This window comes from Bradyrhizobium brasilense, assembly GCF_029714345.1.
Classification (GTDB): domain Bacteria; phylum Pseudomonadota; class Alphaproteobacteria; order Rhizobiales; family Xanthobacteraceae; genus Bradyrhizobium; species Bradyrhizobium australafricanum.
Genome location: NZ_CP121669.1, coordinates 2,702,483 through 2,728,119 on the forward strand (window position 1 = coordinate 2,702,483; position 25,637 = coordinate 2,728,119).

Here is a 25,637-nt window from a genome sequence, read left to right on the forward strand (position 1 = left end):
CATCGCGTAACAATTTGGATTTGTGGTTATGGGTTTCGCAGGGACGACACTGAATGCGTTGCGCGGCCAGAGGGTCACACATCCGCGTTCTCGCGACATGAGTTGTCCTGCCGAAGGTACCCTGATCACTCGCTCAGCTTGCGGTCCAGGAAGTCGACGTAGGAATTGTCCGGGTCCAGTTTGACGGCCAGGCGAAGCGCTACCCGGGCGGCGGACCTGTCGCCGTCGGCCGTGGCCTTGTGCTCGTCCAGGATCGCATTGGCCACCGTGCGCGCGGTGTTGAGACGGGCCTCGTCGATGGAACGGTCGGCAAGATAGGCTTCCACCGGCTCGCGGAGGCGCTTCAGTTCGTCCACGCTGACCGAACCCAGCGGATACCAGTTATAATATTCAAGACGCGGCCGATCATCCGTGAGGCTCGGCACATCCCCGACAAAGGCTGCGAGTTTTTCATCGGCGGCGATGAATGTCGCCAGGAAATCCTCGGGCGAGCCGAGGCCGTTCGCCGTCAGGTCTTCTGCCACCGCGGGCTTCGACATGCGCATGGCGAGCTCGCGCGGATCGATGTTCAACGGTTCATCGGAGGCGATCGCCACGCCTTCCATTCTGGACGGCAGCCACAGCGAGACATGCTTGAACTGGCCCATCATGGCCTTGAGTATCATCTTCGGAAGAATGCCGCGGTTGAAATCCAGCGGCACCCATTGCGCGAGAACGCCGCCGGGACGCATCTTCTGCTTTGCCAGCGCATAGAATTCCTCCGTGTAGAGGTTGATGACGCCGGCATCATGGGGCGGTGGCGGCTCGAGCGTGATGACGTCAAATGTTTCCTTGGTCCCCAGCAGGAAGTGGCGCCCGTCCGCGACGATCTGATGGACCTTGGGATTTTGATAGAATTGCTTGTTGATCGGCACGAAGTGGGGCGCGAATTCGAACACCGTCGATGCCAGATCGACCGCGTCGATGGATTGCAATTCCTCATGGGTGCTCACCGCTCCCACCGTGGTTCCGGTCCCGATGCAAATGACGACAGCCGTTTCAACCGGGCCCCGGTGCAGCAGAATGGGATAGTGCCCCATCGCGGCCATGTAGCGTCTGCCCTCGGGACGGTTGTTGGCGTAGCTCTTCGAATTCACCACCAATTGCTGATAGGTGCCCGCCGCCTTCTCGCGATACTCGACCACCGCAAACGTCGCTTGCCGGGTTTCCCGCAACTCGAGCACATTGGCGCCTTCGATCGCGGTCAGGACCCGCTCCAGATAGTGCGGGGTGAAGAGCAGCAGCGCCACGGCGATGACGCTCGCGGCGATCGTCCCCTGCCGCCACAGGCTCCTTTCTCTCAGCAGATCCGGCTGCGACACAGTCGTCGCAACAAAAAGCAGGACGTTCACGGCAATCAGCGCGGTGAGCGCGCCCTGGCTGCCCAGATACGGGATCAGCAGAAACCCCGCCGCCAGCGAGCCCACGACGCCACCAATCGTGTTCAGGGCGTAGAGCGTGCCGATCCTGCGGCCCAGCGCGCTCATCTGCATCACGGTCAGTTCGCTGGCGAGCGGAAAGCTGATGCCGATCAGCGTCGTCGGCAGCAACAAGGCAACAGCGCAGACCAGGAAGAATGAAACGTCACCCCCCAACAGCTCCTGCACCGGGACAGGAAGCAGGCCCGATACGATGGGAGACAGCGCTACTCCCATGGTCCGCGCCTTGCCGAGTATTCCGACGGTCAGCGTGGCCGCAACCGCGATCAGCAGCTGCGTCACGGCGAAGTATCGCAGCAATTGATCCTTGCGGGGGGCGAGTAGCCTGGCGCAGATCAGGGCACCGATCACGAGCCCCAGCAGGTAAACGCCGAGCATGCCCGAGAAGGCGTAGACGCTCGAGGTGCTGACATTGGTCAGGAATCGGAACCAGACGACCTCATAGGCGATCGATACAAAACCGGAGCACGCGAAAATCCAGATCAGGATCGACGTCCTGTCACGCGCGGTCGCGGCGGTTTGCGCCGGCGCCCGTGCCGCAACCGGCAAGAGCGGAGTTGCGTCGCGCGCAACGAGCAGGGCCACAACGCCGACGCAGATGTACAGCGTTGCCGCAACCAGGCTCGATCCCGCGATGCCCCAAAGGCCCATCAGCACAAAGCCGACAACCAGGGTGCCGAGGGCGGCGCCGAGGGTATTGAACCCGTAGAGCAGACCGATGCGATTGGCGAGGTCGGTTTGTGTGCGGGTCAGGAATCTCACCAGGAAGGGCAGGGTCGCGCCCATCAACACCGTCGGTAGCGACAGGATGGCGAGCGACACGGCGACCATGAGAGGCAGCCGGAATGGCGACTCCAGATCCAGCATCGGTGACAGCCAGCCCACCCATGTCGGCCAATGCGACAGAAACGCGGTGACCGCGAGAGAAACGAGGGCGAGGGCGAGTTCGAGCAACCCGTAAATTTTCAGCGGGCGGCTGACGGTGTCGGCGATCCGGCCTCCCAGGGCGCTGCCCAGCGAGAGACCGAAAAAGAAGCTTGCCACCGTGACGCTGACGGAGACGGTCGCGCTTCCCAGCACGAATTGCAGTTGCTTGAACCAGAGAACCTGCAGGATCAGCGATGCCGCGCCCGATGCCAGAAAGATCGCCGTGACCAGAACCCGGTTTGTCAGGCTTACGGCGTCTCGAACGTCACCACGATTACGCACTGGACCGGTCTCCCGTTGAACGGGAGAACAGGTAAGGCAAATGCTCTTAATATTGCCTTATGGCGGAGCGGCGCCGTGAGGCAGCCGGATCGCGTTGAGATTGCTCGGAAAATTGCCGTTTGGCGGATGCTTGCCGGGGCCAAACGATCGCGTTGTGAGAAGGCCCGCGCGCTGCGGATCCAGCTCAGTGCCGCATTGCCGTCTCCACGAACTCCAGCACGGAGCGCGGGACCTCTTCGTATTCGACGAAACGGCGCCGAAGCTCGTCGGCAATGTCGGTCGTGACGTCGCGCGACCATCCTTCGTTGGTATTGAAGGCCACGATGCGGACCGGGCGGCTGTACTGGTCATCCAGGAGACGCCGGATCAGCGTTTTCCGGTCAGTGCCTTCTTCGTCGGTTTCGCTCCAGGCACGGCCCAGTCGGCCAAAATCGTTCAGCACCAGATAGGTGTCGTGGTCGATTGAATGCGGCACAATCGAAGGCGAGCGAGGCATACATAGTCCTCCATGGTGCACATTATCGTGTTCCAATCGCCCTGCGTATTGGAAATTTCGAGGTAAATCCGCTGGATAGCGGGATCGCGCGTGACGTGAGCGGGGGCTGCAACATGCGTTGGAGCAAACCGTCCCGTCGCTGGTTATCTCTTGTCACCGACATGGGCCCTGTTGTGGATGTCGGTGGTTGAGCGACCGATGGGGCTCCCACCCGCTCGAGGAGCGGAGCGATGTTAAGAAGGCTTCGTTTTAGGAATACAACGCTGGAAGAAGTGCTGGCAGTCGATACGCAGCGGCCGCGGAAGAGGCTACGGATGCGTGACCAGCCCCCGAGAGAGAGCCGATCGGCAAGGCTGGCCAAGCCGGGGCGGCCGGTCAGTCAACGAACCGACTGACCCTGCGGGATAGCGAGCCGAGCCCGACTTGCGCGGCGGCCCCGTGAACGGGTTCGCCGATTGCGGCGACCAATCCATCATGGCATTCGACACCGTCAATTTTCGTAAGATTGCCGCGCTCGTCGCGGCGGCCGGCACCTTGTTTTGGCTCTACACCTTCTACGCCATCGCCCATGTGCCGCCCGGCGACGGCACCGGCTTCCAGTGGCTGGCGGTGTTTCCGCTCGGCATGGTGTTCGGCCTGTTCTTCCTGCCGGCCTGGCTGCTCGTCGCCATCGGCCGATTGCCGCGATTCACCGCGGCGCTCGGGGCCTGTGGCCTGATCGCGTTCGCGGTGCTGTGGGCACAGCTGCTGCAGGAGTTTCCGAGGGCCGTCCTCTAGCGCGCCAGCCGATCTTCATCCGCCGGCGAGCCTGGCATGACATTGCTCCAAGGCTGATATAAGCAGCGTTGGGCGCAAGTCGCGGCTTTCCGCCATCACGGCTGGTCCCGGCCATCCATGTCGGGCGGAACCGCAGGCGTGGATGTCCTAACGATTGGTATGTCTTCGGAGACGCGTATGAAAGTGATTGGCCTCGCGGGCTGGAGCGGTGCCGGCAAGACCACCCTGCTGTCGCGGGTGATCCCCTGCCTGCTGGGCCGCGGCCTGCGTGTCTCCGTGATCAAGCACGCCCACCATGAATTCGATGTCGACGTGCCCGGCAAGGACTCCTGGGTGCACCGGCAGTCCGGTGCGACCGAGGTGCTGGTGTCGTCGACGCGGCGTTGGGCGCTGATGCACGAGCTGCGCGGCGCCGTTGAGCCGCGGCTGCCGGATCTGCTCGCCAAGATGGCGCAGGTCGATCTGGTCGTGGTCGAAGGCTTCAAGCGCGAGCCGGTCAACAAGATCGAGGTGTACCGCGCCGCCAACGGCAAGCCGCTGCTGTTTCCCGACGACCCGCGCGTGGTCGGGATTGCCAGCGATGTCGCCGTTGCAACCACGCTGCCGGTCGCGCATCTCGACGACATCGAGGACGTTGCCGAATTGATGCTGCGCGCCGCGATTCCCGTCGACGACGTGCTCGCGTCGGCTCCGGCCGAAGGCTGACGTGGACGGGGAGGCGGCGTTGACGATTCAGGACGGCTTCGCCATGGTCGAACCATGACAACGACGAAGCTCGATCTCACCGGCCTGAAATGCCCGCTGCCGGCGCTGAAGACGCGCAAGGCCCTCCGGAGCGTGACGGCGGGAGATTTCCTCGAGGTGCACTGCACCGATCCGCTTTCGGTGATCGATATCCCGGCCCTCATCCAGGAGACCGGCGACAAGGTCGAGATCACCGAACGAAGCGACGCCCGGATCGTTTTCTTGATCGAGAAGATCAATGGAGCGATAGGCAATTCGAATGCTGCATTGCCGCGTACGCGCTAGATGCAGCTTGATATCTACCTTTTGCCTATCGACACCTATTTTCCATTCTGCGCGAATTGATAATGTCCGCCGGGTTGTGGTGATGGCGTTGTGCTCGAGTGTGGGCGCATCGACGGACAACGACTGGGCCTGTGTCCAGATCACGGGCTGCACGGCCGGGCATATCCGGTCGTATTGGGGGTTAGCATTTCCGGAATGTGCGTGGTTGGTCCCGACGCATTGAGGAAATGTGCGGAGCTGCCGGCTGACGCTGGCCGCAATGGGCTGAGACGGGATCGAAGACGCAGATGCGCCTGTCGTAATGGCGGCTGCAGGGGAGGTGTCAATGACCACAGTGAGCAGCGCCGGACGCGTATCCGCGACAGGCGCAGGTTTCCTCGACAAGGAACATACAATCGCGACCGCCGGCTTCAACCGCTGGCTGGTGCCGCCGGCCGCGCTCTGCATCCATCTGTGCATCGGCATGGCTTACGGCTTCTCGGTGTTCTGGCTGCCGCTGTCGCGCGCGATCGGCCTGACCGCGCCGAAGGCGTGCCCCGACATCTCGCTGGTGCAGGAGCTGTTCACCACCACCTGCGACTGGAAGGTCGCGAGCCTCGGCTGGATGTACACGCTGTTCTTCGTGCTGCTCGGCGTCTCCGCTGCGATCTGGGGCGGCTGGCTCGAGAAGGTCGGTCCGCGCAAGGCCGGCTTCGTCGCGGCACTGTGCTGGGCCGGTGGTCTCGTGATCGGCGCGCTCGGCGTCTACACACATCAGCTCTGGCTGATGTGGCTCGGCTCCGGCGTGATCGGCGGCGTCGGCCTCGGCCTCGGCTACATCTCGCCGGTGTCGACGCTGGTGAAATGGTTCCCCGACCGGCGCGGCATGGCGACCGGCATGGCGATCATGGGCTTCGGCGGCGGCGCGATGATCGGCGCCCCGCTCGCCGACAGGCTGATGAACTACTTCAAGACCCCGACCTCGGTCGGCGTCTGGGAGACCTTCCTCGCCATGGGCGCGATCTACTTCGTGTTCATGATGATCGGCGCGTTCCGCTATCGCATTCCGCCGGCCGGCTGGCAGCCCGAGGGCTGGACGGCGCCGACGAAGGCCAACGCGATGATATCGAGCAAGCACGTCCATCTCGACAATGCGCACAAGACGCCGCAGTTCTGGCTGATCTGGTGGGTGCTCTGCCTGAACGTGTCGGCGGGCATCGGCGTGATCGGCATGGCCTCGCCGATGTTGCAGGAGATCTTCGCGGGCAAGCTGATCGGCCTGCCCAATGTCGGCTTCAACCAGCTCGATGCCGGACAGAAGGCGCAGATCGCGGCAATCGCGGCCGGCTTTGCCGGATTGCTATCGCTGTTCAACATCGGCGGCCGGTTCTTCTGGGCGTCGCTGTCGGACAAGATCGGCCGCAAGAACACCTACTACACGTTCTTCATCCTCGGCATCGCGCTCTACGCGCTGGCGCCGACCTTCGCCGCGATGGGATCGAAGCTGTTGTTCGTGCTCGGCTTCGGCATCATCCTGTCGATGTATGGCGGCGGCTTCGCCACCGTGCCGGCCTATCTTGCCGACATGTTCGGCACCCAGTTCGTCGGCGCCATCCACGGCCGCCTGCTGACGGCATGGTCGACCGCCGGCATCATCGGTCCTGTCGTGGTGAACTACATCCGCGAGTTCCAGCTTGCCGCCGGCGTGCCGCGCGACCAGCTCTACAACACCACGATGTACATCCTGTGCGCCATGCTGATCGCGGGCCTGATCTGCAACTACCTGATCAAGCCGGTCGATGCGAAATGGCATATGAGCGACGCCGAGGTCGCCAAGCTGCAGGATGCGAGCGCCAGCGCCGCGGCGGCCGGACCGCACGGTTCCTACGGAATCGGGTTCGGCGGGCTCGACGCCAAGGCGGCGCTGTTCTGGCTGTTCGTCGGCATTCCGCTGGCGTGGGGCGTCTACATGACGCTGCTCAGCGCGGTCAAAATCCTCTGATCGCAATTCAGGCCGCGCGCGGGACATCTGGTATCCCGCGGGCGGCCTGAGGCGTTTTCGAGCGAAGTGGATGCCGGCTCGCGTGAAGAAGACGCGTCAAACAAGAAGCTCTACGCCGTTCAATTCAACAGATAATCAAGGGACATTTCAGTCATGTTTCGTACCGCAAGCTGTCTTGTGGCCGCCTTGCTTCTCGCCGGCTCGCTGCACACCGCGTCAGCCCAGACCACCGAGGCCAAGCCGTCGAAGGTCAAGCTGACCATGCAGAAGCTGAAGGACATGAAGGCGAAGTGGAAGGCCAACAAGCCAAAGCTGAAGGTCTGCCGCGCCGAGGTGAAGTCGAAGGGTCTGACCGGCGACGACCGCTGGTTCTACATCGAAGAATGCATGGGCAAGAGCTGAGCGGCACCGCTCCGCTATCTGCAACGCAAGAGGGCGTGACGGCGATCGCTGTCACGCCCTCTTGTTGCGTTTGAGACGCGATCACTCCGCGGCGGCGGGCGTCGTCTTGGCGGCCTCCAGCGCGGCTGCGATCGCTTCGTCGACCCGTTCGAGCCAGATGAACTCCAGCTTGGCGCGGGCGCCGGCGGGGATGTCGTCGAAGTCGCGTTTGTTGCGCGCCGGCAGCATCACCCGGGTCAGGCCGGCGGCTGCGGCCGCGACCACCTTCTCCTTGATGCCGCCGACCGGCAGCACCAGGCCGCGCAGCGAGATCTCGCCGGTCATCGCGGTGTCGCTGCGCACCGTGCGGTCGGTCAACAGCGAGGTGAGGGCGGTGAACATCGCAACGCCCGCGCTCGGACCGTCCTTCGGCGTCGCGCCGGCCGGAACGTGGACATGGATGTCGCTCTTCTCGAACACGCCGGGATCGATGCCGAGCTGGGACGCCCGGCTCTTCACCAGGGTCAGCGCGGCCTGCACGCTCTCGCGCATCACCTCGCCGAGCTGGCCGGTGAGGATCAGCGCGCCGCGGCCCGGCGTGCGCGACGCCTCGATGAACAGGATGTCGCCGCCGACCGGGGTCCAAGCGAGGCCGGTGGCAACGCCCGGGATGCTGGTGCGCATCGCGATCTCGTTCTCGAACCTCGGCTGGCCGAGCAGCGAGACGATGTCCTTCGGCGCGATGGTGACGTGGCTGGTGCTGCCCTCGGCGATCTGCACCGCGACGTTGCGCAGCACCTTGCCGATCTCGCGCTCCAGGTTGCGCACGCCGGCCTCGCGGGTGTAGCTGCGGATGATCAGCCGCAGCGCATCCGGATCGATCTCGACCTGCTCGGCCTTGATGCCGTTGGCCTCGAGCTGGCGGCGGACCAGATAGCGCTTGGCGATCTCGAGCTTCTCGTCCTCGGTGTAGCCGGCGAGGCTGATCAGCTCCATGCGGTCGAGCAGCGGGCCGGGGACGCCGTCGAGCATGTTGGCGGTGGCGATGAACACGACGCGCGAGAGGTCGAACGGCACGCCGAGATAATTGTCGCGGAAGGTGCTGTTCTGCTCGGGGTCGAGCACTTCGAGCATCGCGGCCGACGGATCGCCCTGGATGCCGCGGCCCATCTTGTCGATCTCGTCCAGCATCATCACGCAATTGCGCGCGCCGGCTTTCTTGATCGCCTGGATGATGTTGCCAGGCAGCGCCCCGATGTAGGTGCGGCGATGGCCGCGGATCTCGGCCTCGTCATGCACGCCGCCGAGCGAGACGCGGACGAACGGCCGCGCCATCGCGCGCGCGATCGATTGGCCGAGCGACGTCTTGCCGACGCCGGGCGGCCCGAGGAAGCACAGGATCGGCGCCTTGCCGCCCGGCGCGAGCTTGCGCACCGCGAGATATTCGATGATGCGGCTCTTGATCTTCTCGAGGCCATAATGGTCCTGGTCGAGGATCTTGCGCGCCTCCGCGATGTCGATCGGCTTCTCCTCCGGAATGCTCCAGGGCAGGTCGATCAGCCAGTCGAGATAGCTGCGCACCATGCCGGATTCGGCCGCGGCCTCCGGCATCCGCTCGTAGCGGCGCAGTTCCTTCTGCGCCTGGCTTTCGGCCTCCGGCGGCATCTTGGCCTCCACGATCGCCTTGGTCAGCTCGGTGACTTCCGCAGCCTTGCCGTCGCCTTCGCCGAGCTGGCGCTGGATCGTCGCCATCTGCTCGCGCAGGATCGCCTCGCGCTGCCGCTCGTCGAACACGGCCTTGGTCTTCTGCCCGATCTCCTGGCTCAGCCGCAGCACCTCGATGCGCTCGGCGAGGTGACGCGACACCTTGTCCATCCGCGCCACGAGATCGATGGTTTCCAGGATGTCCTGCTTCTCCGACGGCTTGATGTCCATGTAGGACGTCGCAAGGTCGGCAAGGGTTGCCGGCGAGGTGGTGCCCTGCAGCGCGGCGATCAGCTCCTGCGGCACCTGCGGCAGCAATTGCGCGGCCTCCAGCGCCTGGCGCTGCAGATTGAGGAAGCGCGCCTCGATCTCGGGCGAGGTGGTGGTCGGCTCCGGGATTTGCAGCACGCGGGCCGCGAGGAACGGCGTGCCCGGCAGATAGTCGAGCACGCGCATGCGCTGCACGCCCTGGCAGACCAGATGGTGGGTGTCGTCGGCGCCGGTGATGTAGCGCACGATGTTGGCTGTTGTGCCGACGCGGTAAAGCCCGTCGGGGCCGGGATCGTTGGTCTCGGGATCACGCTGCAGCAGGATGCCGATCGGCCGCTGCTCGCGCACCGCCTGCTGGGCCGCGGCAATCGAGGTCGCGCGCGCGATCGTGATCGGAATGATGACATCCGGAAACAGCACGGTGTTGCGCACCGGGACGATGATCAGCGCGTCGCTCGGGATCGGCGTCGAAGTCGATGCTGGGCTTGAAACGTCTGAGGCAGCCATGTCGAAATCCTTTAGCTCGACTTTCCGAGCCGCAGGCCGACGCAACCATGCGCGGCAAAGCGGCTGATGGTGTAGCGGCCGGTCGGCAGCGCGATCCGGCGCTCGAACCGGCCCTGCGGCAGTTCGAGGCGCAGGATGCGGGCGTTGCGGAGTTCAGGGGGCAGGGTGCGGCGGCCGGAGATCACCAGCGTGCCGCCGTCGAGCGCGGCCTCGACCTCATCGGGATCGACCCCCGGCAACGCGACCAGGATCAGGATTTCATCCTCGGTCTCGATCACGTCGGTCGGCGGTTCCCAGCTCGGCTCGGTGCTTCCCGCGCGCGGGTGCAAATTGAGGAAGCTCTGGTGCAACCGTTCGGCGCGGGCGAGCGCCTCGATCGCATCCGACAGCATCCAGTTGATCTGATCCTTGGGCCGCATGGGCACTCTCCACGTCGCATTGGGAGGCGAGGTTACCGGTCTTGCCGCCGACCGTAAACCGGCCCCTCGCGCGGCTGATCGAGGGTAAAATTGTCCGAAATCTCGCGATTTGCGGCATGACCGCGATGCACGGACCGCGGCCGGATGCTTATGCCGCGGCTATGTGACAGGGCTGCGGCTGCTCTCGAATTCCTACGGCCTTCCCCGCATCTTTTGCCGTGACGCGGTGCGCTCGCGCGCGCCGCCAAACGGGAAGGTGGCACATGACCTTGCTCCATTACCACGATGCCCGGCCGCACGGTTCGGCCGGCGCCATGCCCTTGATGCTGCGGCGAACCGTCAGGCGGATCGGCCTCGTCTTCAGGACTGTTCACCGCGCGATCGCCGCCGCCAAGATTCATCGGCTCCGCAATGAGCTGCTGCTGCATCGCGGCCACGAGGATTGGGCGCGGACCAACCTCAACGTCGGCATGCTCGGCGGCGACGCCGAGAGATATCCACGGGCGCCGGTCGTGCTTGGCGAGAAATGGGACTACTGAGATGCGCACAGTTTCGTTCATCGCTGCCCTGCCGCGCCGCGCCGCTGAAGGGCTGCTCGCATTCCTCGCCTGGATCGGCGAGGAGCCGATCAGCGGCTACCGGCCCGAGGCGCATTACATGCGCGGTCCGGGACCTGCGTGGCGGGCCAAGCATCGCGGGCGTTAAGGCCCCGAACCCATCCGCGTCATTGCGAGGAGCATAGCAACGAAGCAATCCATATCTCCGCATGTGGCGCGCTGGATTGCTTCGCTTCGCTCGCAATGACGTGGAGAGGCCGCGGCGCCTACGAGACCTACGATCCCGAGCGCGCCGACCTTGAGCGACCGTCGTTTCTGCTCCCAAACCCAGTTCACGTCGCTTCACGTCGCGGCGCCAGGTGATCGAGCAGGTTCATCGGGAGCGGGAAGACCACAGTGGAGGAGCGCTCGCCGGCAATGTCGTGCAGCGCCGCGAAGTAGCGCAGCTGCATCGCCTGCGGCTCCTGGGCGAGGATCCGGCCGGCCTCGACCAGCTTCTCGGCGGCCTGCTGCTCGCCCATCGCGTTGATCACCTTGGCGCGCCGCAGCCGTTCCGCCTCGGCCTGCTTGGCGATCGCCCGCACCATCGTCTCATTGAGATCGATATCCTTGATCTCGACCCCGGTGACCTTGATGCCCCAGACGTCGGTCTGCCTGTCGAGGGTCTCCTGGATATCGGCGTTCAGCTTGTCGCGTTCCGCCAGCATCTCGTCGAGCTCGTGCTTGCCGAGCACCGAGCGCAGCGTGGTCTGCGCAAGCTGGCTGGTCGCAGCCATGTAGTCGCTGACCTTGATGATGGCGCGCTCGGGATCGACGATGCGGAAGTAGAGCACGGCGTTGACCTTGACCGAGACGTTGTCGCGCGAAATCACGTCCTGCGGCGGCACCACCTGCACCACCACCCTGAGATCGACCTTCACCAGCTGCTGCACCACCGGAATCAGGATGATGAGCCCCGGGCCCTTCACCCCGGTGAAGCGGCCGAGCGTGAAGATGACGCCGCGCTCGTATTCGCGCAGCACGCGCACGGCCTGGGTCAGGAATACGATGATCAGCAGCGCGATCGCCGCATAGGTGAAATAATCAAGCATCATGCTGTACCTCCTTCGCCGGGAGAGGCGGGCGTGCGCCGTACCACCAGCGTCAAATCGATGATGTTGGCGACCTCGACCGTGTCTCCCGCCGTGAACGTCTCGGTGCTGCGCGCTTGCCAGCGTTCGCCGTTGGTGAAGACGTGACCCGTGGTCTCGGACCAGTCGAGCACCTCGGCCGATAGCCCGCGCATGGCTTGCGCACCGATCCGCACCGGGCCCTTGCGCGCGCGGCGGAGCGCGCCGAGCACGACGAGAATGAGCCCCGTGAACATCGCGGCGACGATGCCGATGACCGGCCATGACAGCCGGTAACCGGGCGCCTCGATCCGAAACAGCATGGCTGCTCCAAGCACGAAGGCGACGATTCCTCCGAGACCGATCACGACGGTCGGGTTGAAGGCCTCGATTGCGAGCAGCGCGATCCCGACCAGCATCAAGGCGAAGCCGGCGTAGTTGATCGGCAGCATGTTGAGTGCGTAGAGACCGAGCAGCAGGCAGATCGTCCCGACAACCCCGGGCGCCACGGCACCGGGCGACATGAACTCGAAGATCAGGCCGTAGATGCCGACCATCAGGAGAATGAATGCGATGTTAGGGTCGGTGATGACCGCGAGCGCACGCGCGATCCAGGTGGGATCGATGGCCTCGATCGCGGTGTCCGTGGTCGCCAGGCGTTGCGTCTTGCCGCCGGGAAGCTCGATGGTCCGGCCATCGACCTGCCTGAGCAGGTCGGCCGGGTCGCGCGCGGTGAGATCAATGACGTTGGCCTGCAGCGCGGCGTTGGCGGAGAGGGTGGCGGCATCGCGCACCGCCTTCTCGGCCCAGTCGGCATTGCGGCCGCGCAATTCGGCGAGGCTGCGGATGAAGGCGACGGCATCATTCGTCACCTTCGCCGTCATGGCATCCTTGGTTTCCGACGGATGGCCGCCGTCCTTCTGGTCCTTGCCGCCCTTGTCCGGGGTGCTGCCCGGCAGCCCCGGTATCGGGCCGCCAATCTGCACCGGCGTCGCGGCGCCGATATTGGTGCCGGGCGCCATGGCCGCGAGATGGGTCGCATAGAGGATATAGGTCCCGGCGCTCGCGGCATGGGCGCCGGATGGCGCAACGTAGCCGACCACGGGAACGGGCGAGGCCAGCACGTCGGCGATGATCTCACGCATGCTGGTGCTGAGGCCGCCCGGCGTATTCAAACGCAGGATGACAATTTCGGCGTGGCGCTCGGCGGCCTTGGCCAGGCCGTCCTTGACGTAGCTGGCCGCTGCCGGCCCGATTGCCCCGTCGATTGAAATGGTCAGGGCAAGATGGCTGTTGTCCGCGGCCGGACCGGGACGGATGGAGACAACCAGAGCGACCAGGACGGTCGCAACAACGAGGGCCGCCTTGAAGGTGGTGTGCACGGCAAGCACTCCCTTGCCGTGGATATGGGGCGCCGTTTCGGAACCTCAAGTTGGCGCCGTGTCACGGGCACCGTGTGCTGATCGCATTGTGCATTGCGATGGGTTATGTCGGGTCGGCAAACCTCAATGCGCGGCTGCGAGGTACTCGTCGGCAAGCTCGGCCATCGCCTGCGAGACCTCGGCCTTTGCCGACCCGTTCAATTGCACGATCGGCGGCCGCGTCGTCGGCTGCATGAATCCCAGAAGCGCCAGCGCGAACTTCAATGCGGCGGGATGCTCGCGCTCCAGCAAGGTCGCAAGCGGCACTAGCCGCTGGTGCAACTCCCGCGCCTGATACAACCGTCCCTCGCGGAAATGCCTGTGAACGGCCACGTACAGATCGGGCGCGACGTTCGTCACGACCGAGATGCAGCCATCGCCACCGGCGGCGAGCCAGGCCAGCGAGGAGGCGTCGTCGCCGGTCAGCATCCGGAACGTCGCCGGCAGGCGTGAGCGCAGGCGCGCCAGCCGGGCAACGTCACCGCTGCCGTCGCGCAAACCCACGAAGCGTGGCGATGCGGCGAGCTCGAGCAGGGTCTCGTCGGCAAGGCCCTTCACCGTGCGCGACGGAATGTCGTGCAGGATGACAGGCAGCGTGGTGGCCGCGGCGACGGCGCGGAAATGCGCTGCTGTGCCCTGTGGCATCGGCTTGTTGTAATAGGGTACGACCGACATGACGGCGTCGGCGCCGGCCGCTTCCGCGGCCCGGGTGAATGTGACGGCGCGATCGGTCGCGTTCGATCCGGCGCCGGCGATGATGCGAACCCGCTTGCGCGCGACGCCGGCCGCGATGCGAACGAGCTGCGTGCGCTCCGCGGGCTCCAGCGTCGCGCTTTCACCGGCGGTCTCGCCGACCAACAGCGCGGTGGCGCCGGCCGCGATCTGGCGCTCGCACAGCCGGCCGAACGCGTCCACGTCGATCTCGCCCCGATGGTTGAAGGGGGTCGGAAGATCGGGGATGAAGCCCGACAGCCATCCGGCCGTGTCGGCTTTCGCAGCCGTTTGCCAGGTCATGGGTGGCTCACGCCACGCGGATTGCGGGCAAGCTCGCGGTCTCGCCGCGCATATCGAGCTCGATCTCACGCGACAGCTCGACGATCATTTCGGGATGCTGGCCGTTCTCGAACAGCGCGTATTTGACGGCCTGGGCCCGGTTGACGAACAGGCCGCCATAGAGGCCGTTCTGTTGCTGGGCGACCCACTGGCCGCGATGGTTGCGGCCGATGAAGACGACGGTGGACGCGGCGCTACACGAGGGAGGTTCGACGAGTTTCACGGTGGTGGTCCTTCTTTTTGTTTCTGACGCGTTTTCCTCGCGCGAACCGGTATCCGGCTCGCTCGAAAACGCTTCAGTCACGGTCACGCGATCAATGTCTGATTTGCGGGATATGAAATCGAGCGCGTGCGAGCAGCGACTTCATAGGAGCGGCATAGGATTTGTGAGGATGGTCTAGAGGCGCTGGACGATGCCGGTGCCGAGCGCGCACAGCGCGACATAGGCGGTCATCTCGTCCCAGTGATTGAGGTTTGCGGCAAACGGCATTTCGCGCTTGGCGATCCCTGCGAAGGCGCAGATCACGGCCGACATCCACAACAGCGTGACGAGGCCCTTGCCGAAGCCGGCGCCGGCGAACACGGCAAAGCCGATCATGATGGCGAGCCGGAAGCCGAACCGGACCATGACCTGGACCGACTGCAGCTGCCGCGGCAGTTGTTTGGTGTCCACGGCCGCGCCGCCGTCAGCCGATATTGTCGACGAACAGCGGCTCGTACAGCGCGCGCGTGTCGCGACGGACGGTCGGCACGCTGGTTCGGCTATCGGACGCGGAGATCCGCTGCGCCTCGACGAAGGCGCTGAGGATCGCGAGCGCAAGATCGGTGTGGTGGGTCTCGATCGACTGGTCGAGCCAGTCCGGCAGCTCGCGTTCGCGCGACAAGGCGCAGTGCCACTCGCCCTCGTCATAGACCAGGCGGCGGATTTGCCATTGCGGCAGTTCCAGATCGAGCAGCGCGATCACGGCGTCGGTCCAGGCGCCTGACTGGATCAGCCGCTCGACCCGGCGGGTCTTGCCGCTCTGTCCGACCGAGGGAAAGCGCCGGCAGGTCTGGCTGATGATGTCGGCCATGAATTCGGCTGTCACCGCATAGGCGTCGCGCAGCCGTTCGTCGAGATCGATGGAGGTGTTTTGGGAAAGCACTGACATGGCGTCATCTCGTCTTGCGCGGCCCAGGGTATTGGCCGCAAGCCAAAAATGGCCGGACCGCCATTTGAAAACGAGATGAGGCGGGGGACGGAGATATAGGGATTCCATAAAGGCAAAGCTGTCGTCACGGCGAAGGCAGGGGCCCATTACCACCGGATCTGCTTGTGAGATCAGGTTGGGGCCCCAGCCATCGCAAAACTCGGCCCTGTGGTTATGGGTCCCGGCCTTCGCCGGGACGACGGCTGCGCAGGTCGTGGCACTTATAGGATTCCTATAACGTCCTTATTCGCTACCTCTCGAAAACCTATGCCCCGGATGGCACCTCACGGCCATCCGGCGCGGAGCGCTTATACGGTTGTCCCGCGCCCCCTCGGATGCATAGGAGTCTCACATGATGGACATTCTCATGGCGGCGCTTGCGATCGGCTTCTTCGCGGCCGGCATCGGCTATGCCTACGCCTGCGAACGGCTGTAACGGAGGCGGCGATGATCTTCGATTACTCGCTCGCCGGCCTCGTCTCGCTCGGCCTGCTGTTCTACCTCACTTACGCATTGCTGCGGCCCGAACGTTTCTAGGCGGCCCGCGATGTCAGCGCTTTGCACAATTCTGTTGGCCGACGCGATGTTGACCGGGCTGTTGCTCGGCTTGTTCGCGTCGATGCTGCGCTTCGCTCCCATTCGAAAGGTTTGACGCAATGACCGTCATCGGCTGGATTCAAATTATTCTGTTTTGCGCGATCGTCGCCGCGCTGGTCAAACCGCTCGGCTGGTACATGACCCGCGTGTTCAACGGCGAGCGCACCTTCCTGTCGCCCGTGCTGCGCCCGGTCGAGCGCGGCATCTACTGGGTCGGTGGCGTCGACGAGCGGCGTGAGCAGCACTGGCTGACCTACACGGTCGCCATGCTGCTGTTTCATGTCGGCGGCTTCGCCATCATCTACGGCCTGATGCGGCTGCAGGCGGTGCTGCCGTTCAATCCGGCCGGGCAATCGGCGGTCGCCGAGGACCTCTCCTTCAACACCGCGATCTCCTTCGTCACCAATACCAACTGGCAGAACTACGGCGGCGAGAGCACGCTGTCCTATCTGGTCCAGATGGTCGGCCTGACCCATCAGAACTTCCTGTCGGCGGCGACCGGCATCGCGCTGGCGATGGCGCTGATCCGCGGCTTCACCCGCTCGTCGATGCGCACCGTCGGCAATTTCTGGGTCGACGTCACGCGCTGCACGCTCTACGTGCTGCTGCCGATCTGCGTCGTCTATGCGCTGTTCCTGGTCTGGCAGGGCATGCCGCAGACGCTCGGCGCCTATGTCGACGCCACCACGCTGGAGGGCGGCAAGCAGACCATCGCGCTCGGGCCGGTGGCCTCGCAGGTCGCGATCAAGATGCTCGGCACCAATGGCGGCGGCTTCTTCAACGCCAACGCCGCGCATCCGTTCGAGAATCCGACCGCCTTGTCGAACCTCGTGCAGATGGTCTCGATCTTCGCGCTCGGCGCCGCCATGACCAACGTGTTCGGCCGCATGGTCGGCAACGAGCGCCAGGGCTGGGCGATCTTCGCCGTGATGGGCATCCTGTTCGTCGCCGGCGTCACCGTCACCTACTGGGCGGAGGCCAACGGCACCTCGGCGCTGCACGCGCTCGGTCTCACCGGCGGCAACATGGAGGGCAAGGAGGTCCGCTTCGGCATCGTCGCGTCCTCGCTGTTCGCCGTCGTCACGACTGCCGCCTCCTGCGGCGCGGTCAATGCCATGCATGACAGCTTCACCGCGCTCGGCGGCATGATCCCGCTGATCAACATGCAGCTCGGCGAAGTCATCATCGGCGGCGTCGGCGCCGGCTTCTACGGCATGCTGCTGTTCGTTGTGCTGGCGATCTTCGTCGCCGGCCTGATGGTCGGCCGCACTCCGGAATATGTCGGCAAGAAGATCGAGGCGCGCGAGGTCAAGATGGCGATGCTCGCGATCCTGGTGCTGCCCCTGATGTATCTCGGCTGGACCGCGGTCGGCGTGGTGCTGCCGTCGGCGGTGGCCTCGATGGCCAACTCCGGCCCGCACGGCTTCACCGAGGTGCTGTACGCGTTCACCTCGGCCACCGGCAACAACGGCTCGGCCTTCGCGGGCCTCACCGGCAACACCCTGTTCTACAATCTGACGCTCGCCTCCGCGATGTTCGTCGGCCGCTTCTTCATGATCGTGCCGGCGATGGCCATTGCAGGTTCGCTGGTCGAGAAGAAGTCGATCCCGGCCTCGGCGGGCACGTTCCCGACCACCGGCGGGCTGTTCGTCGGCCTCGTCATCGGCGTGATCCTGATCATCGGCGGTCTCACCTTCTTCCCGGCGCTGGCGCTCGGGCCGATCGTCGAGCACCTCGCCATGAACGTCAACACCCTGTTCTGATCGAATTGTCCGGAGTGACAACCATGGAAACCACAAGACTGCAAAAGCAGGTGACGGCGTCGACCATGTTCGACCCGAAGATCCTGGTGCCGGCGATCCGCTCGGCCTTCGTCAAGCTCGATCCCCGGCTGATGGCGAAGAACCCCGTGATGTTCGTGGTCGAGGTCGTGGCCGCGTTGACCACGGTGATCTTCGTCCGCGACCTCGTCACCGGCAGCGCCAATCTCGGCTTCACCTTCCAGATCATCCTCTGGCTCTGGTTCACGGTGCTGTTCGCCAACTTCGCCGAGGCCGTTGCCGAAGGCCGCGGCAAGGCGCAGGCGGAATCGCTGAAAAAGACCCGCACCGAGAGCCAGGCCAAGCTGCTCACCGGCACCGACCGGACCTATCGCATGGTGCCGGGCACCTCGCTGAAGGTCGGCGACGTCGTGCTGGTCGAGGCCGGCGACAATATCCCGTCCGACGGCGAGGTGATCGAAGGCGTGGCCTCGGTCAATGAAGCCGCGATCACGGGTGAATCTGCGCCTGTGATCCGCGAGTCCGGCGGCGACCGTTCCGCGGTCACCGGCGGCACCCAGGTGCTGTCGGACTGGATCCGCGTCCGCATCACCGCAGCGCAAGGCTCGACCTTCATCGACCGCATGATCAGGCTGGTGGAGGGCGCCGAGCGGCAGAAGACGCCGAACGAGATCGCGCTCAACATCCTGCTGGCGGGCCTCACCATCATCTTCGTGTTCGCCACGGTGACGATCCCGAGCTATGCGGCCTATGCCGGCGGCTCGATCTCGGTCGTGGTGCTGGTGGCGCTGTTCGTGACGCTGATCCCGACCACGATCGGCGCGCTGCTGTCGGCGATCGGCATCGCCGGCATGGACCGCCTGGTGCGCTTCAACGTTCTGGCGATGTCCGGCCGCGCGGTGGAAGCTGCCGGCGACGTCGATACGCTGCTGCTGGACAAGACCGGCACCATCACGCTCGGCAACCGCCAGGCGACCGCATTCCGTCCGATCCGCGGCGTCGCCGAGCAGGACCTCGCCGACGCGGCGCAGCTTGCCTCGCTGGCCGACGAGACGCCGGAAGGTCGCTCGATCGTGGTGCTCGCCAAGGAGAAATACGGCATCCGCGGCCGTGACATGCATGAGCTGGCCGCGACATTCGTGCCGTTCACCGCGCAGACCCGCATGAGCGGCATCGATGCAGGTACGTCATCGGTCCGCAAGGGCGCGGTGGACGCCATCCTCGCCTATGTCGACGGCGGCTCGCCCCGCACCGTCGCCTCGGGCAACACCGTCCGCGCGGTCGCGGCGACGATGAGCGCCGAAGCGCGCGAGATCCAGTCGATTGCCGACGAGATCGCCAAGGCCGGCGGCACGCCGCTGGCCGTCGCCAAGGACGGCAAGCTGCTCGGCGTCGTGCACCTCAAGGATATCGTCAAGGGCGGCATCCGCGAGCGCTTTGCCGAACTGCGCCGCATGGGCATCCGCACCGTGATGATCACCGGCGACAACCCGATGACCGCGGCCGCGATCGCGGCCGAGGCCGGCGTCGACGACTTCCTGGCGCAGGCAACGCCCGAGGACAAGCTCAAGCTGATCCGTGACGAGCAGTCCAAGGGCAAGCTGGTCGCGATGTGCGGCGACGGCACCAACGACGCGCCGGCGCTCGCGCAGGCCGATGTCGGCGTCGCCATGAACACCGGCACGCAGGCCGCCCGCGAGGCCGGCAACATGGTCGACCTCGATTCCAACCCGACCAAGCTGATCGAGGTGGTCGAGATCGGCAAGCAGCTGCTGATGACCCGCGGCGCGCTGACCACGTTCTCGATCGCCAACGACGTCGCAAAATATTTTGCGATCATCCCGGCGATGTTCCTCGCGTTCTATCCGCAGCTCCAGGTGCTGAACGTGATGCACCTGGCGAGCCCGCAGAGCGCGATCCTGTCGGCGATCATCTTCAACGCGCTGATCATCATCGCGCTGATTCCCTTGGCGCTGAAGGGCGTCAAGTATCGCGCGGTCGGTGCCGGCGCGCTGCTCGGCCGCAACCTGATGATCTATGGCTTGGGGGGCATCATCATCCCGTTCATCGGCATCAAGGCGATCGACCTCGTCGTCGCCGCTTTGGGCCTGGCTTAACCACAGCGTCATTGCGAGGAGCGAAGCGACGAAGCAACCCATCCATCCGTTATGCCGATCCATGGATTGCTTCGCTTCGCTCGCAATGACGAAGGAGATTTAGGAGACCAGTCATGCTGAAAGAAATCCGCCCCGCCATCCTCGTGCTGGTCCTGCTGACCGCGATCACGGGCCTTGCCTATCCGCTCGCCATCACCGGCATCGCCGGCGTCATCTTCCCGCGGCAGGCGCAAGGCAGCCTGATCGAGCAGGACGGCAAGGTGATCGGCTCCGCCCTGATCGGGCAGGAGTTCAAGGAGGACAAATATTTCCACGGCCGGCCGTCGGCGACGGTCGCGCCTGATCCGAACGATTCTTCCAAGACAGTGCCTGCGCCCTACAATGCAGCGAATTCCGGCGGCTCCAACCTCGGCCCGACCAGCAAGGCGCTGAACGACCGGGTCAAGGAGGATGTCGATAAGCTGAAGGCGGAGAACCCGTCCGCCAGCGTGCCGGTCGATCTTGTGACCACGTCGGGCAGTGGGCTCGATCCGGACATCTCGCCGGACGCCGCGCTGTTCCAGGTGCCGCGGGTCGCCAAGGCGCGCAGCATGTCCGAGGACGCGGTGCGCGAGCTGGTGACGCAGAACACGCAGGGCCGTTTCGCCGGCGTGATCGGCGAGCCCCGTATTAACGTTCTTGCGCTCAACCTGGCGCTCGACGCGGCAAAGCCGAAATAGGGGAGTAGGCTGCCCCTCGCAGGATGACTATATTGCGGTATGGCCAATCAGCGCGACCCTGATAAACGACCCTCGCCGGATGCGCTGCTGGAGGCGGCGCGCCGGGAGACCGATCGATCGGGGCGGCTGAAGATCTTCATCGGCGCCGCCCCCGGCGTCGGCAAGACCTACGAGATGCTCTCGAGCGCCCACGCCCGCCTCAAGGCGGGCGTCGACGTCGTGGTCGGCGTCGTCGAAACCCACGGCCGGGTCGAGACCGAGACGCTGCTCAGGGGTCTCGAGGTGCTGCCGCGGAAGCGGCTAACCTATCGCGACCAGACGCTCGAGGAGATGGACCTCGACGCATTGATCGCGCGGCGGCCGCAGCTCGCGCTGGTCGACGAGCTCGCCCATACCAATGCACCGGGCAGCCGGCATCCCAAGCGCTATCTCGACGTCGAGGAACTGCTGTCGAACGGCATCGACGTCTACACCGCGATCAACATCCAGCACATCGAGAGCCTCAACGACGTCGTCGCGCAGATCACCCATGTGCGGGTGCGCGAGACGGTGCCGGACTCAGTGGTCGATCGTGCCGATGCCATCGAGCTGATCGACCTGACGCCCGACGACCTGATCCAGCGGCTCAAGGAGGGCAAGGTCTACGTGCCCAAGCAGGCCGAGCGGGCGCTGGAACACTATTTCTCGCCCGGCAATCTGACCGCGCTGCGCGAGCTGGCGCTGCGCCGCACCGCCGAGCGGGTCGACGAGCAGCTGCTCAACCACATGCAGGCCAATGCGATTGCCGGACCCTGGGCCGCCGGCGAGCGCATCCTGGTGTGCTTGAGCGAGGATCCGCGCGCGGCCGGGCTCGTGCGCTACACCAAGCGCCTCGCCGACCGGCTGCATGCGCAATGGACCGCGGTCAGCATCGAGACGCGGCGCAGCCTGCAACTTTCCGACGAGCAGCGCGATCGGCTGGCCGACACCATGCGGCTCGCGGAATCGCTCGGCGGCGAGGCGCTGACGCTGCCCGGCGTCGGTCGCCGCATCGCCGACGACGTCATCAATTTCGCCCAGGCCAACAACGTCACCCAGATCATCATCGGCAAGTCGACGCGCTCGCGCTGGTTCGAGCTGACGCATGGATCCGTGGTGCACGATCTGGTGCGCCGCGCCGGCAATATCAGCGTCAACGTGATCGCCGGCGACGAGCTGCCGGTCGGCAAGGCGGCGGTGCAGACCGCGCAGCGGCAGGAGCCGTTCAATCCACGGCCCTATCTGATGGCGCTGCTGCTGGCGGCGCTTGGGCTCGGCGCAGCCAAGCTGATCCAGCCGTTCTTCGGCATCGAGAATGTCGACCTTGTCTTCCTCACCGCCGTGGTCGGCGCCGCGGCGCGTTACGGCCTCGGGCCGTCGCTGCTGGCGAGCGTCGCGGCCTCGCTGTGCTACAATTTCTTCTTCCTGCCGCCGGTCTATACCTTCACCATCACCGACCCGACCAATGTCGCGGCGTTCTTCTTCTTCATGCTGATCGCGCTGCTGGTCTCCAACGTCGCGGCGCGGGTGCGCACCCAGGCCGACACCGCGATCAGCCGGGTCCGCACCACCGAATCGCTCTACGCCTTCAGCCGCAAGCTCGCCGGCACCGCGACGCTGGACGACGTGCTGTGGGCGACCGCCTACCAGATTGCGCTGATGCTCAAGGTGCGCGTGGTGCTGCTGCTGCCGGAGGACGGGATGCTGACCGTCAAGAGCGGCTATCCGCCGGAGGATCAGCTCGACCAGGCCGATCTTGCTGCCGCCAACTGGGCCTGGGGCAACGACCGTCCGGCCGGCCGCGGCTCGGACACGCTGCCGGGGGGAAAACGGCTGTTCCTGCCGATGCGCACCGGCCGCGGCCCGATCGGGGTGATCGGCATCGACGACGACCGCACCGGGCCCTTGCTGACGCCGGACCAGCGCCGGCTGCTCGACGCGCTGGTCGATCAGGGCGCGCTGGCGATCGAGCGCGTGCTGCTGGTCGAGGACATGGACCGCGTCAAGCGCACGGTGGAATCCGACCGGCTGCGCGGCGCGCTCCTGACCTCGATCTCGCACGATCTCAAGACGCCGCTGGCCTCGGTGCTCGGCTCGGCCTCGGCGCTGCGCGACCTCGGCGCCAACCTGAGCGATGCGCAGAAGCACGATCTGCTCACCACCGTGATCGACGAGTCCGAGCGGCTGAATCGGTTCATCGCCAATCTGCTCGACATGACCAAGCTGGAATCCGGCGCGATCGTGCCGAACACGGCGCGCCATGATGTCGGCGAGATCGTCGGCAGCGCGCTGCGGCGGGCGAGCAAGATCCTGGTGCATCACCGGGTGTCGCTGGAGCTCGCGGCCGACCTGCCGATGCTGGAGCTCGACGCCGTGCTGTTCGAGCAGGTGTTGTTCAATCTGCTCGACAACGCTGCCAAATACGCCCCGTCGGACACCACGATCTCGATCCGCGGCGCCCGCGATCGCGACACCATCGCGCTGCAGATCCTCGATGAAGGCAACGGGATTCCCGCGGCCGAGCTCGAAAGCGTGTTCGACAAATTCTATCGCGCCGAGAAGGGCGACCATGTCCGCCCCGGCACCGGCCTCGGGCTTGCGATCTCGCGCGGCTTCGTCGAGGCGATGCGCGGCACGATCGCGGCGGCCAACCGCGCCGACCGCAGCGGCGCCGTCATCACCATCCGCCTGCCGATCCCTGCCGACACCAACGCGCTGGACACTGCTGCATGAACGCCACGCCGATCAAGGTCCTGGTCATCGACGACGAGCCGCCGATCCGCAAGCTGCTGCGGATGGGGCTGAGCACGCAGGGTTATGACATTCTCGAGGCATCCAACGGCAAGCTGGCGCTGGAGATGCTGGGTGAGGGACCGGCGCTGATCATCCTCGACCTCGGATTGCCCGACATTCAGGGCCATGACCTCTTGCGCATGATCCGCGGCCGCAACGAGAGCGTGCCGATCGTGGTGCTGTCGAGCCGCGGCGACGAGGCCGGCAAGGTGCAGGCGCTCGATCTCGGCGCCGACGACTACCTGACCAAGCCGTTCGGCATGGACGAATTGCTGGCGCGGCTGCGCGCGGCGCTGCGGCACCAGTTGCAGGTGCAGGGCGAGCGGCCGGTGTTTCGCTCCGGCGATCTTTCGGTCGATCTGGTGCGCCGGATCGTCAAGGTCGGCGACAAAGAGATCAAGCTGTCGCCGAAGGAATATGACCTGTTGCGCGTGCTGGTTCAGCATGCCGGCAAGGTGCTGACCCACCGCTTCCTCTTGAAGGAATTGTGGGACGAACTGACCGACGCGCAATATCTGCGCGTCTATGTGCGCCAGCTCCGCCAGAAGATCGAGGCCGACCCGGAGCGTCCGCAATTCGTGCTGACCGAGACCGGCATCGGCTATCGGCTGCGCGCGGCGGACTAACATGTAGCCCGGATGAGCGAAGCGATATCCGGGGCATCTCCCGCATGTCGCTGCGCTCATGCGGGCTACATTGGTGCCGTCGCCCGACGACACCAAACGGAACTTTCGCTGCCATCGAGGCTTGTTTTCCGTTAGCGGGAGACAAGCCATGGCAAGGAAATATTCGCGGAAGGCATCGGGCGATGTCGAGCGCGCGATGAAGAAACGCAAGGCCGGCACGCTGCGCAGCGGCCGCTCCAAGAAGAAGGTGAAGAGCCGCAAGCAGGCGATCGCGATCGGGCTATCCGAGGCGCGCGCCAAGGGCAGGAAGGTGCCGAAGAAGGCGTCCAAGAAGAAGACGGCGAAGAAGCGCAAGACTGCCAAGAAGCGGAAGAGCTCGAAGAAGAAGTAGCGGACGAGTTGCATCCATCCGTCATTGCGAGGAGCGTAGCGACGAAGCAATCCATCCCTCCGCGTATGTGGAGAGATGGATTGCTTCGCTGCGCTCGCAAGGACGAGAGATCTCACCCCGCCTTGCGTCGCCGCGCGCTTGACCGGTGCGTCTTCTTGGCGGCGCGGCGATGCGAGGTCGGGCGGCGCGCGGTGGAGCGCGAGCGCGTTGCGCCGCTCTTGCCGCCTTTCAGGCTCTGCTGCAGCGCGTCCATCAGGCTCACGACGTTGCTTGGCTTCTCCTCGCGCTCGGCGGCCTTGATCGGCTTGCCGGCCGCCTTGCGGCGGACCAGGGCCGTCAGCGCGGTCTCGTACTCGTCCTTGAATTTCGACGGATCGAAATGCGCGGCCTTGCTGTCGAGGATATGGCCGGCGAGCTCGATCATGTCCTTCGTGACCTTCGGGCTCTTGATGTCGTCGAAATAGTCGTCGGCGTCGCGCAGCTCGTAGGGGTAACGCAAGGTGGTGCCGAGCATGCCCTTGTCGAGCGGCTCGATCGCGATCACATGCTCGCGGTTGGTCAGCACGATCCGCGCCAGCGCGACGCGGTCCTGATCCTTCATGGCGTCGCGGATCACCGCGAACGCGTCGACGCCGGCCTTGCCGTCGGGTCTGATATAGTAGGGGTGGTCGAGATAGCGCTTGTCGATCTCGCCCTCAGGCACGAAGCTGTCGATGTCGATGGTGTGGCTGCTCTCGATCTGCACCGCTTCGAGCTCGTCCTTCTCGATCTCGACATATTTTCCCTTGCTGACCTCGTAGCCGCGGCCCTTCTGATCGCCCTCGACAACGTCGCCGGTCTCGGTATCGACCATCTGCTGCTTCAGCCGGTTGCCGGTCTCCCGGTTGATCATGTGGAAGCGGGTCTTCTCGACCGCGGTCGAAGCCGGGTAGAGCGCCACCGGGCATGACACCAGCGAGAGCTTGAGCGTGCCTTTCCAGTAGGCGCGGGGAGCGGCCATGATCGCCTCCAAAC

At 65.2% G+C, this 25,637-nt stretch carries 25 protein-coding genes; 14 read left to right on the forward strand and 11 right to left on the reverse strand.

All coding sequences use genetic code 11. From position 1 onward, the window contains the following. Positions 1–125: 125 nt before the first annotated feature. Both QA635_RS12485 and QA635_RS12490 read right to left on the reverse strand, forming a co-directional pair. Positions 126–2,687 carry a fused MFS/spermidine synthase gene (locus tag QA635_RS12485; RefSeq protein WP_283069340.1) on the reverse strand — a complete coding sequence of 854 codons (2,562 nt, stop codon included), beginning with the start codon at positions 2,685–2,687 and terminating at the stop codon, positions 126–128. A 184-nt stretch (positions 2,688–2,871) separates the two neighbouring features. Continuing rightward, entirely contained in the window at positions 2,872–3,183 is a 312-nt protein-coding gene (locus QA635_RS12490; protein ID WP_016847487.1) for a hypothetical protein, read from the reverse strand. Between the two features lie 474 nt (positions 3,184–3,657). Here QA635_RS12490 and QA635_RS12495 point away from each other — a divergent pair, with 474 nt between their 5' ends. From QA635_RS12495 to QA635_RS12515, 5 genes are all read left to right on the forward strand, one after another. After that, positions 3,658–3,960 (forward strand): hypothetical protein, encoded by a 303-nt coding sequence (locus QA635_RS12495; protein ID WP_283069341.1) that lies wholly within the window; start codon positions 3,658–3,660, stop codon positions 3,958–3,960. 177 nt (positions 3,961–4,137) lie between these two features. Then, a complete protein-coding gene (gene mobB, locus QA635_RS12500) occupies positions 4,138–4,665 on the forward strand; it encodes a molybdopterin-guanine dinucleotide biosynthesis protein B (RefSeq protein WP_283069342.1) in 528 nt (175 codons plus the stop codon). Positions 4,666–4,719: 54 nt separating this feature from the next. After that, entirely contained in the window at positions 4,720–4,989 is a 270-nt protein-coding gene (locus QA635_RS12505) for a sulfurtransferase TusA family protein (RefSeq protein ID WP_057014863.1), read from the forward strand. Positions 4,990–5,314: 325 nt separating this feature from the next. Then, positions 5,315–6,970, forward strand: coding sequence for an OFA family MFS transporter (locus QA635_RS12510; RefSeq protein WP_283069343.1), 1,656 nt, complete (start codon positions 5,315–5,317; stop codon positions 6,968–6,970). 153 nt (positions 6,971–7,123) lie between these two features. Then, entirely contained in the window at positions 7,124–7,372 is a 249-nt protein-coding gene (locus QA635_RS12515; RefSeq protein ID WP_028332712.1) for a hypothetical protein, read from the forward strand. Positions 7,373–7,453: 81 nt separating this feature from the next. Here QA635_RS12515 and lon read toward each other — a convergent pair whose 3' ends face one another. Beyond that, the gene (lon, locus tag QA635_RS12520; protein WP_283069345.1) at positions 7,454–9,832 is read right to left on the reverse strand and encodes an endopeptidase La; all 2,379 of its coding nucleotides are present in this window, start codon (positions 9,830–9,832) and stop codon (positions 7,454–7,456) included. Positions 9,833–9,843: 11 nt separating this feature from the next. Next, on the reverse strand, positions 9,844–10,251 hold the full coding sequence (locus QA635_RS12525; protein ID WP_028332710.1) for an Hsp20/alpha crystallin family protein: 408 nt from the start codon (positions 10,249–10,251) through the stop codon (positions 9,844–9,846). 263 nt (positions 10,252–10,514) lie between these two features. Between QA635_RS12525 and QA635_RS12530 the strand changes: the two genes are divergently transcribed. Together QA635_RS12530 and QA635_RS12535 are read left to right on the forward strand one after the other, a co-directional pair. Further along, the gene (locus QA635_RS12530) at positions 10,515–10,790 is read left to right on the forward strand and encodes a hypothetical protein (protein ID WP_225164560.1); all 276 of its coding nucleotides are present in this window, start codon (positions 10,515–10,517) and stop codon (positions 10,788–10,790) included. 1 nt (position 10,791) lies between these two features. Next, positions 10,792–10,956 (forward strand): hypothetical protein, encoded by a 165-nt coding sequence (locus QA635_RS12535; RefSeq protein ID WP_176937025.1) that lies wholly within the window; start codon positions 10,792–10,794, stop codon positions 10,954–10,956. 184 nt (positions 10,957–11,140) lie between these two features. Here the strand turns inward: QA635_RS12535 and QA635_RS12540 are convergent, their stop codons facing one another. The 6 genes from QA635_RS12540 to QA635_RS12565 all read right to left on the reverse strand — a co-directional run bounded on the left by QA635_RS12540 (position 11,141) and on the right by QA635_RS12565 (position 15,542). Beyond that, positions 11,141–11,902: a slipin family protein gene (locus QA635_RS12540; protein ID WP_028332707.1), complete on the reverse strand. Its 762-nt coding sequence runs from the start codon at positions 11,900–11,902 to the stop codon at positions 11,141–11,143. Next, positions 11,899–13,308 carry an NfeD family protein gene (locus QA635_RS12545; RefSeq protein ID WP_283069349.1) on the reverse strand — a complete coding sequence of 470 codons (1,410 nt, stop codon included), beginning with the start codon at positions 13,306–13,308 and terminating at the stop codon, positions 11,899–11,901. The genes QA635_RS12540 and QA635_RS12545 overlap by 4 nt, the downstream gene beginning before the upstream one ends. 114 nt (positions 13,309–13,422) lie before the next feature. Beyond that, a complete protein-coding gene (gene dapA, locus QA635_RS12550; RefSeq protein ID WP_283069351.1) occupies positions 13,423–14,352 on the reverse strand; it encodes a 4-hydroxy-tetrahydrodipicolinate synthase in 930 nt (309 codons plus the stop codon). 7 nt (positions 14,353–14,359) lie between these two features. Further along, positions 14,360–14,614, reverse strand: coding sequence for a hypothetical protein (locus QA635_RS12555; RefSeq protein WP_283069352.1), 255 nt, complete (start codon positions 14,612–14,614; stop codon positions 14,360–14,362). 174 nt (positions 14,615–14,788) lie between these two features. Further along, positions 14,789–15,064 carry a hypothetical protein gene (locus tag QA635_RS12560; protein ID WP_028332704.1) on the reverse strand — a complete coding sequence of 92 codons (276 nt, stop codon included), beginning with the start codon at positions 15,062–15,064 and terminating at the stop codon, positions 14,789–14,791. 13 nt (positions 15,065–15,077) lie between these two features. Beyond that, entirely contained in the window at positions 15,078–15,542 is a 465-nt protein-coding gene (locus QA635_RS12565) for a hypothetical protein (protein WP_283069355.1), read from the reverse strand. A 486-nt stretch (positions 15,543–16,028) separates the two neighbouring features. Here QA635_RS12565 and QA635_RS12570 point away from each other — a divergent pair, with 486 nt between their 5' ends. From QA635_RS12570 to QA635_RS12600, 7 genes are all read left to right on the forward strand, one after another. Then, positions 16,029–16,118, forward strand: a complete 90-nt coding sequence (locus tag QA635_RS12570) for a K(+)-transporting ATPase subunit F (RefSeq protein WP_016846764.1) — start codon at positions 16,029–16,031, stop codon at positions 16,116–16,118. A 119-nt stretch (positions 16,119–16,237) separates the two neighbouring features. Beyond that, positions 16,238–17,941, forward strand: coding sequence for a potassium-transporting ATPase subunit KdpA (gene kdpA / locus QA635_RS12575; protein WP_283069370.1), 1,704 nt, complete (start codon positions 16,238–16,240; stop codon positions 17,939–17,941). Between the two features lie 23 nt (positions 17,942–17,964). Beyond that, positions 17,965–20,076: a potassium-transporting ATPase subunit KdpB gene (kdpB, locus tag QA635_RS12580; protein ID WP_283069373.1), complete on the forward strand. Its 2,112-nt coding sequence runs from the start codon at positions 17,965–17,967 to the stop codon at positions 20,074–20,076. Positions 20,077–20,189: 113 nt separating this feature from the next. Next, complete coding sequence (locus QA635_RS12585) at positions 20,190–20,795, forward strand: K(+)-transporting ATPase subunit C (RefSeq protein WP_283069374.1); 606 nt, start codon at positions 20,190–20,192, stop codon at positions 20,793–20,795. 39 nt (positions 20,796–20,834) lie between these two features. Further along, positions 20,835–23,546 (forward strand): sensor histidine kinase, encoded by a 2,712-nt coding sequence (locus tag QA635_RS12590; protein WP_283069376.1) that lies wholly within the window; start codon positions 20,835–20,837, stop codon positions 23,544–23,546. After that, positions 23,543–24,232 carry a response regulator gene (locus tag QA635_RS12595; protein ID WP_057014875.1) on the forward strand — a complete coding sequence of 230 codons (690 nt, stop codon included), beginning with the start codon at positions 23,543–23,545 and terminating at the stop codon, positions 24,230–24,232. Before QA635_RS12590 ends, QA635_RS12595 begins: the two co-directional genes overlap by 4 nt. 148 nt (positions 24,233–24,380) lie before the next feature. After that, positions 24,381–24,623 carry a DUF6496 domain-containing protein gene (locus tag QA635_RS12600; protein WP_057014876.1) on the forward strand — a complete coding sequence of 81 codons (243 nt, stop codon included), beginning with the start codon at positions 24,381–24,383 and terminating at the stop codon, positions 24,621–24,623. A gap of 112 nt (positions 24,624–24,735) precedes the next feature. On the opposite strand, the gene ku is transcribed toward QA635_RS12600, so the two are convergent. Beyond that, positions 24,736–25,623: a non-homologous end joining protein Ku gene (gene ku, locus QA635_RS12605; protein ID WP_283069379.1), complete on the reverse strand. Its 888-nt coding sequence runs from the start codon at positions 25,621–25,623 to the stop codon at positions 24,736–24,738. Positions 25,624–25,637 lie beyond the last annotated feature (14 nt).

Bases quoted from the DNA above. Each gene is read 5' to 3' on its own strand.
- kdpA (WP_283069370.1), top strand. From the start codon at position 16,238: ATGACCGTCATCGGCTGGATTCAAATTATTCTGTTTTGCGCGATCGTC.
- QA635_RS12535 (WP_176937025.1), top strand. From the start codon at position 10,792: ATGCGCACAGTTTCGTTCATCGCTGCCCTGCCGCGCCGCGCCGCTGAA.
- QA635_RS12495 (WP_283069341.1), top strand. From the start codon at position 3,658: ATGGCATTCGACACCGTCAATTTTCGTAAGATTGCCGCGCTCGTCGCG.
- QA635_RS12530 (WP_225164560.1), top strand. From the start codon at position 10,515: ATGACCTTGCTCCATTACCACGATGCCCGGCCGCACGGTTCGGCCGGC.
- dapA (WP_283069351.1), bottom strand. From the start codon at position 14,352: ATGACCTGGCAAACGGCTGCGAAAGCCGACACGGCCGGATGGCTGTCG.
- QA635_RS12585 (WP_283069374.1), top strand. From the start codon at position 20,190: ATGCTGAAAGAAATCCGCCCCGCCATCCTCGTGCTGGTCCTGCTGACC.
- QA635_RS12590 (WP_283069376.1), top strand. From the start codon at position 20,835: ATGGCCAATCAGCGCGACCCTGATAAACGACCCTCGCCGGATGCGCTG.
- QA635_RS12565 (WP_283069355.1), bottom strand. From the start codon at position 15,542: ATGTCAGTGCTTTCCCAAAACACCTCCATCGATCTCGACGAACGGCTG.
- lon (WP_283069345.1), bottom strand. From the start codon at position 9,832: ATGGCTGCCTCAGACGTTTCAAGCCCAGCATCGACTTCGACGCCGATC.
- QA635_RS12540 (WP_028332707.1), bottom strand. From the start codon at position 11,902: ATGATGCTTGATTATTTCACCTATGCGGCGATCGCGCTGCTGATCATC.
- ku (WP_283069379.1), bottom strand. From the start codon at position 25,623: ATGGCCGCTCCCCGCGCCTACTGGAAAGGCACGCTCAAGCTCTCGCTG.
- QA635_RS12595 (WP_057014875.1), top strand. From the start codon at position 23,543: ATGAACGCCACGCCGATCAAGGTCCTGGTCATCGACGACGAGCCGCCG.
- QA635_RS12505 (WP_057014863.1), top strand. From the start codon at position 4,720: ATGACAACGACGAAGCTCGATCTCACCGGCCTGAAATGCCCGCTGCCG.
- QA635_RS12600 (WP_057014876.1), top strand. From the start codon at position 24,381: ATGGCAAGGAAATATTCGCGGAAGGCATCGGGCGATGTCGAGCGCGCG.
- QA635_RS12515 (WP_028332712.1), top strand. From the start codon at position 7,124: ATGTTTCGTACCGCAAGCTGTCTTGTGGCCGCCTTGCTTCTCGCCGGC.
- QA635_RS12525 (WP_028332710.1), bottom strand. From the start codon at position 10,251: ATGCGGCCCAAGGATCAGATCAACTGGATGCTGTCGGATGCGATCGAG.
- QA635_RS12490 (WP_016847487.1), bottom strand. From the start codon at position 3,183: ATGCCTCGCTCGCCTTCGATTGTGCCGCATTCAATCGACCACGACACC.
- kdpB (WP_283069373.1), top strand. From the start codon at position 17,965: ATGGAAACCACAAGACTGCAAAAGCAGGTGACGGCGTCGACCATGTTC.
- QA635_RS12510 (WP_283069343.1), top strand. From the start codon at position 5,315: ATGACCACAGTGAGCAGCGCCGGACGCGTATCCGCGACAGGCGCAGGT.
- QA635_RS12570 (WP_016846764.1), top strand. From the start codon at position 16,029: ATGATCTTCGATTACTCGCTCGCCGGCCTCGTCTCGCTCGGCCTGCTG.
- mobB (WP_283069342.1), top strand. From the start codon at position 4,138: ATGAAAGTGATTGGCCTCGCGGGCTGGAGCGGTGCCGGCAAGACCACC.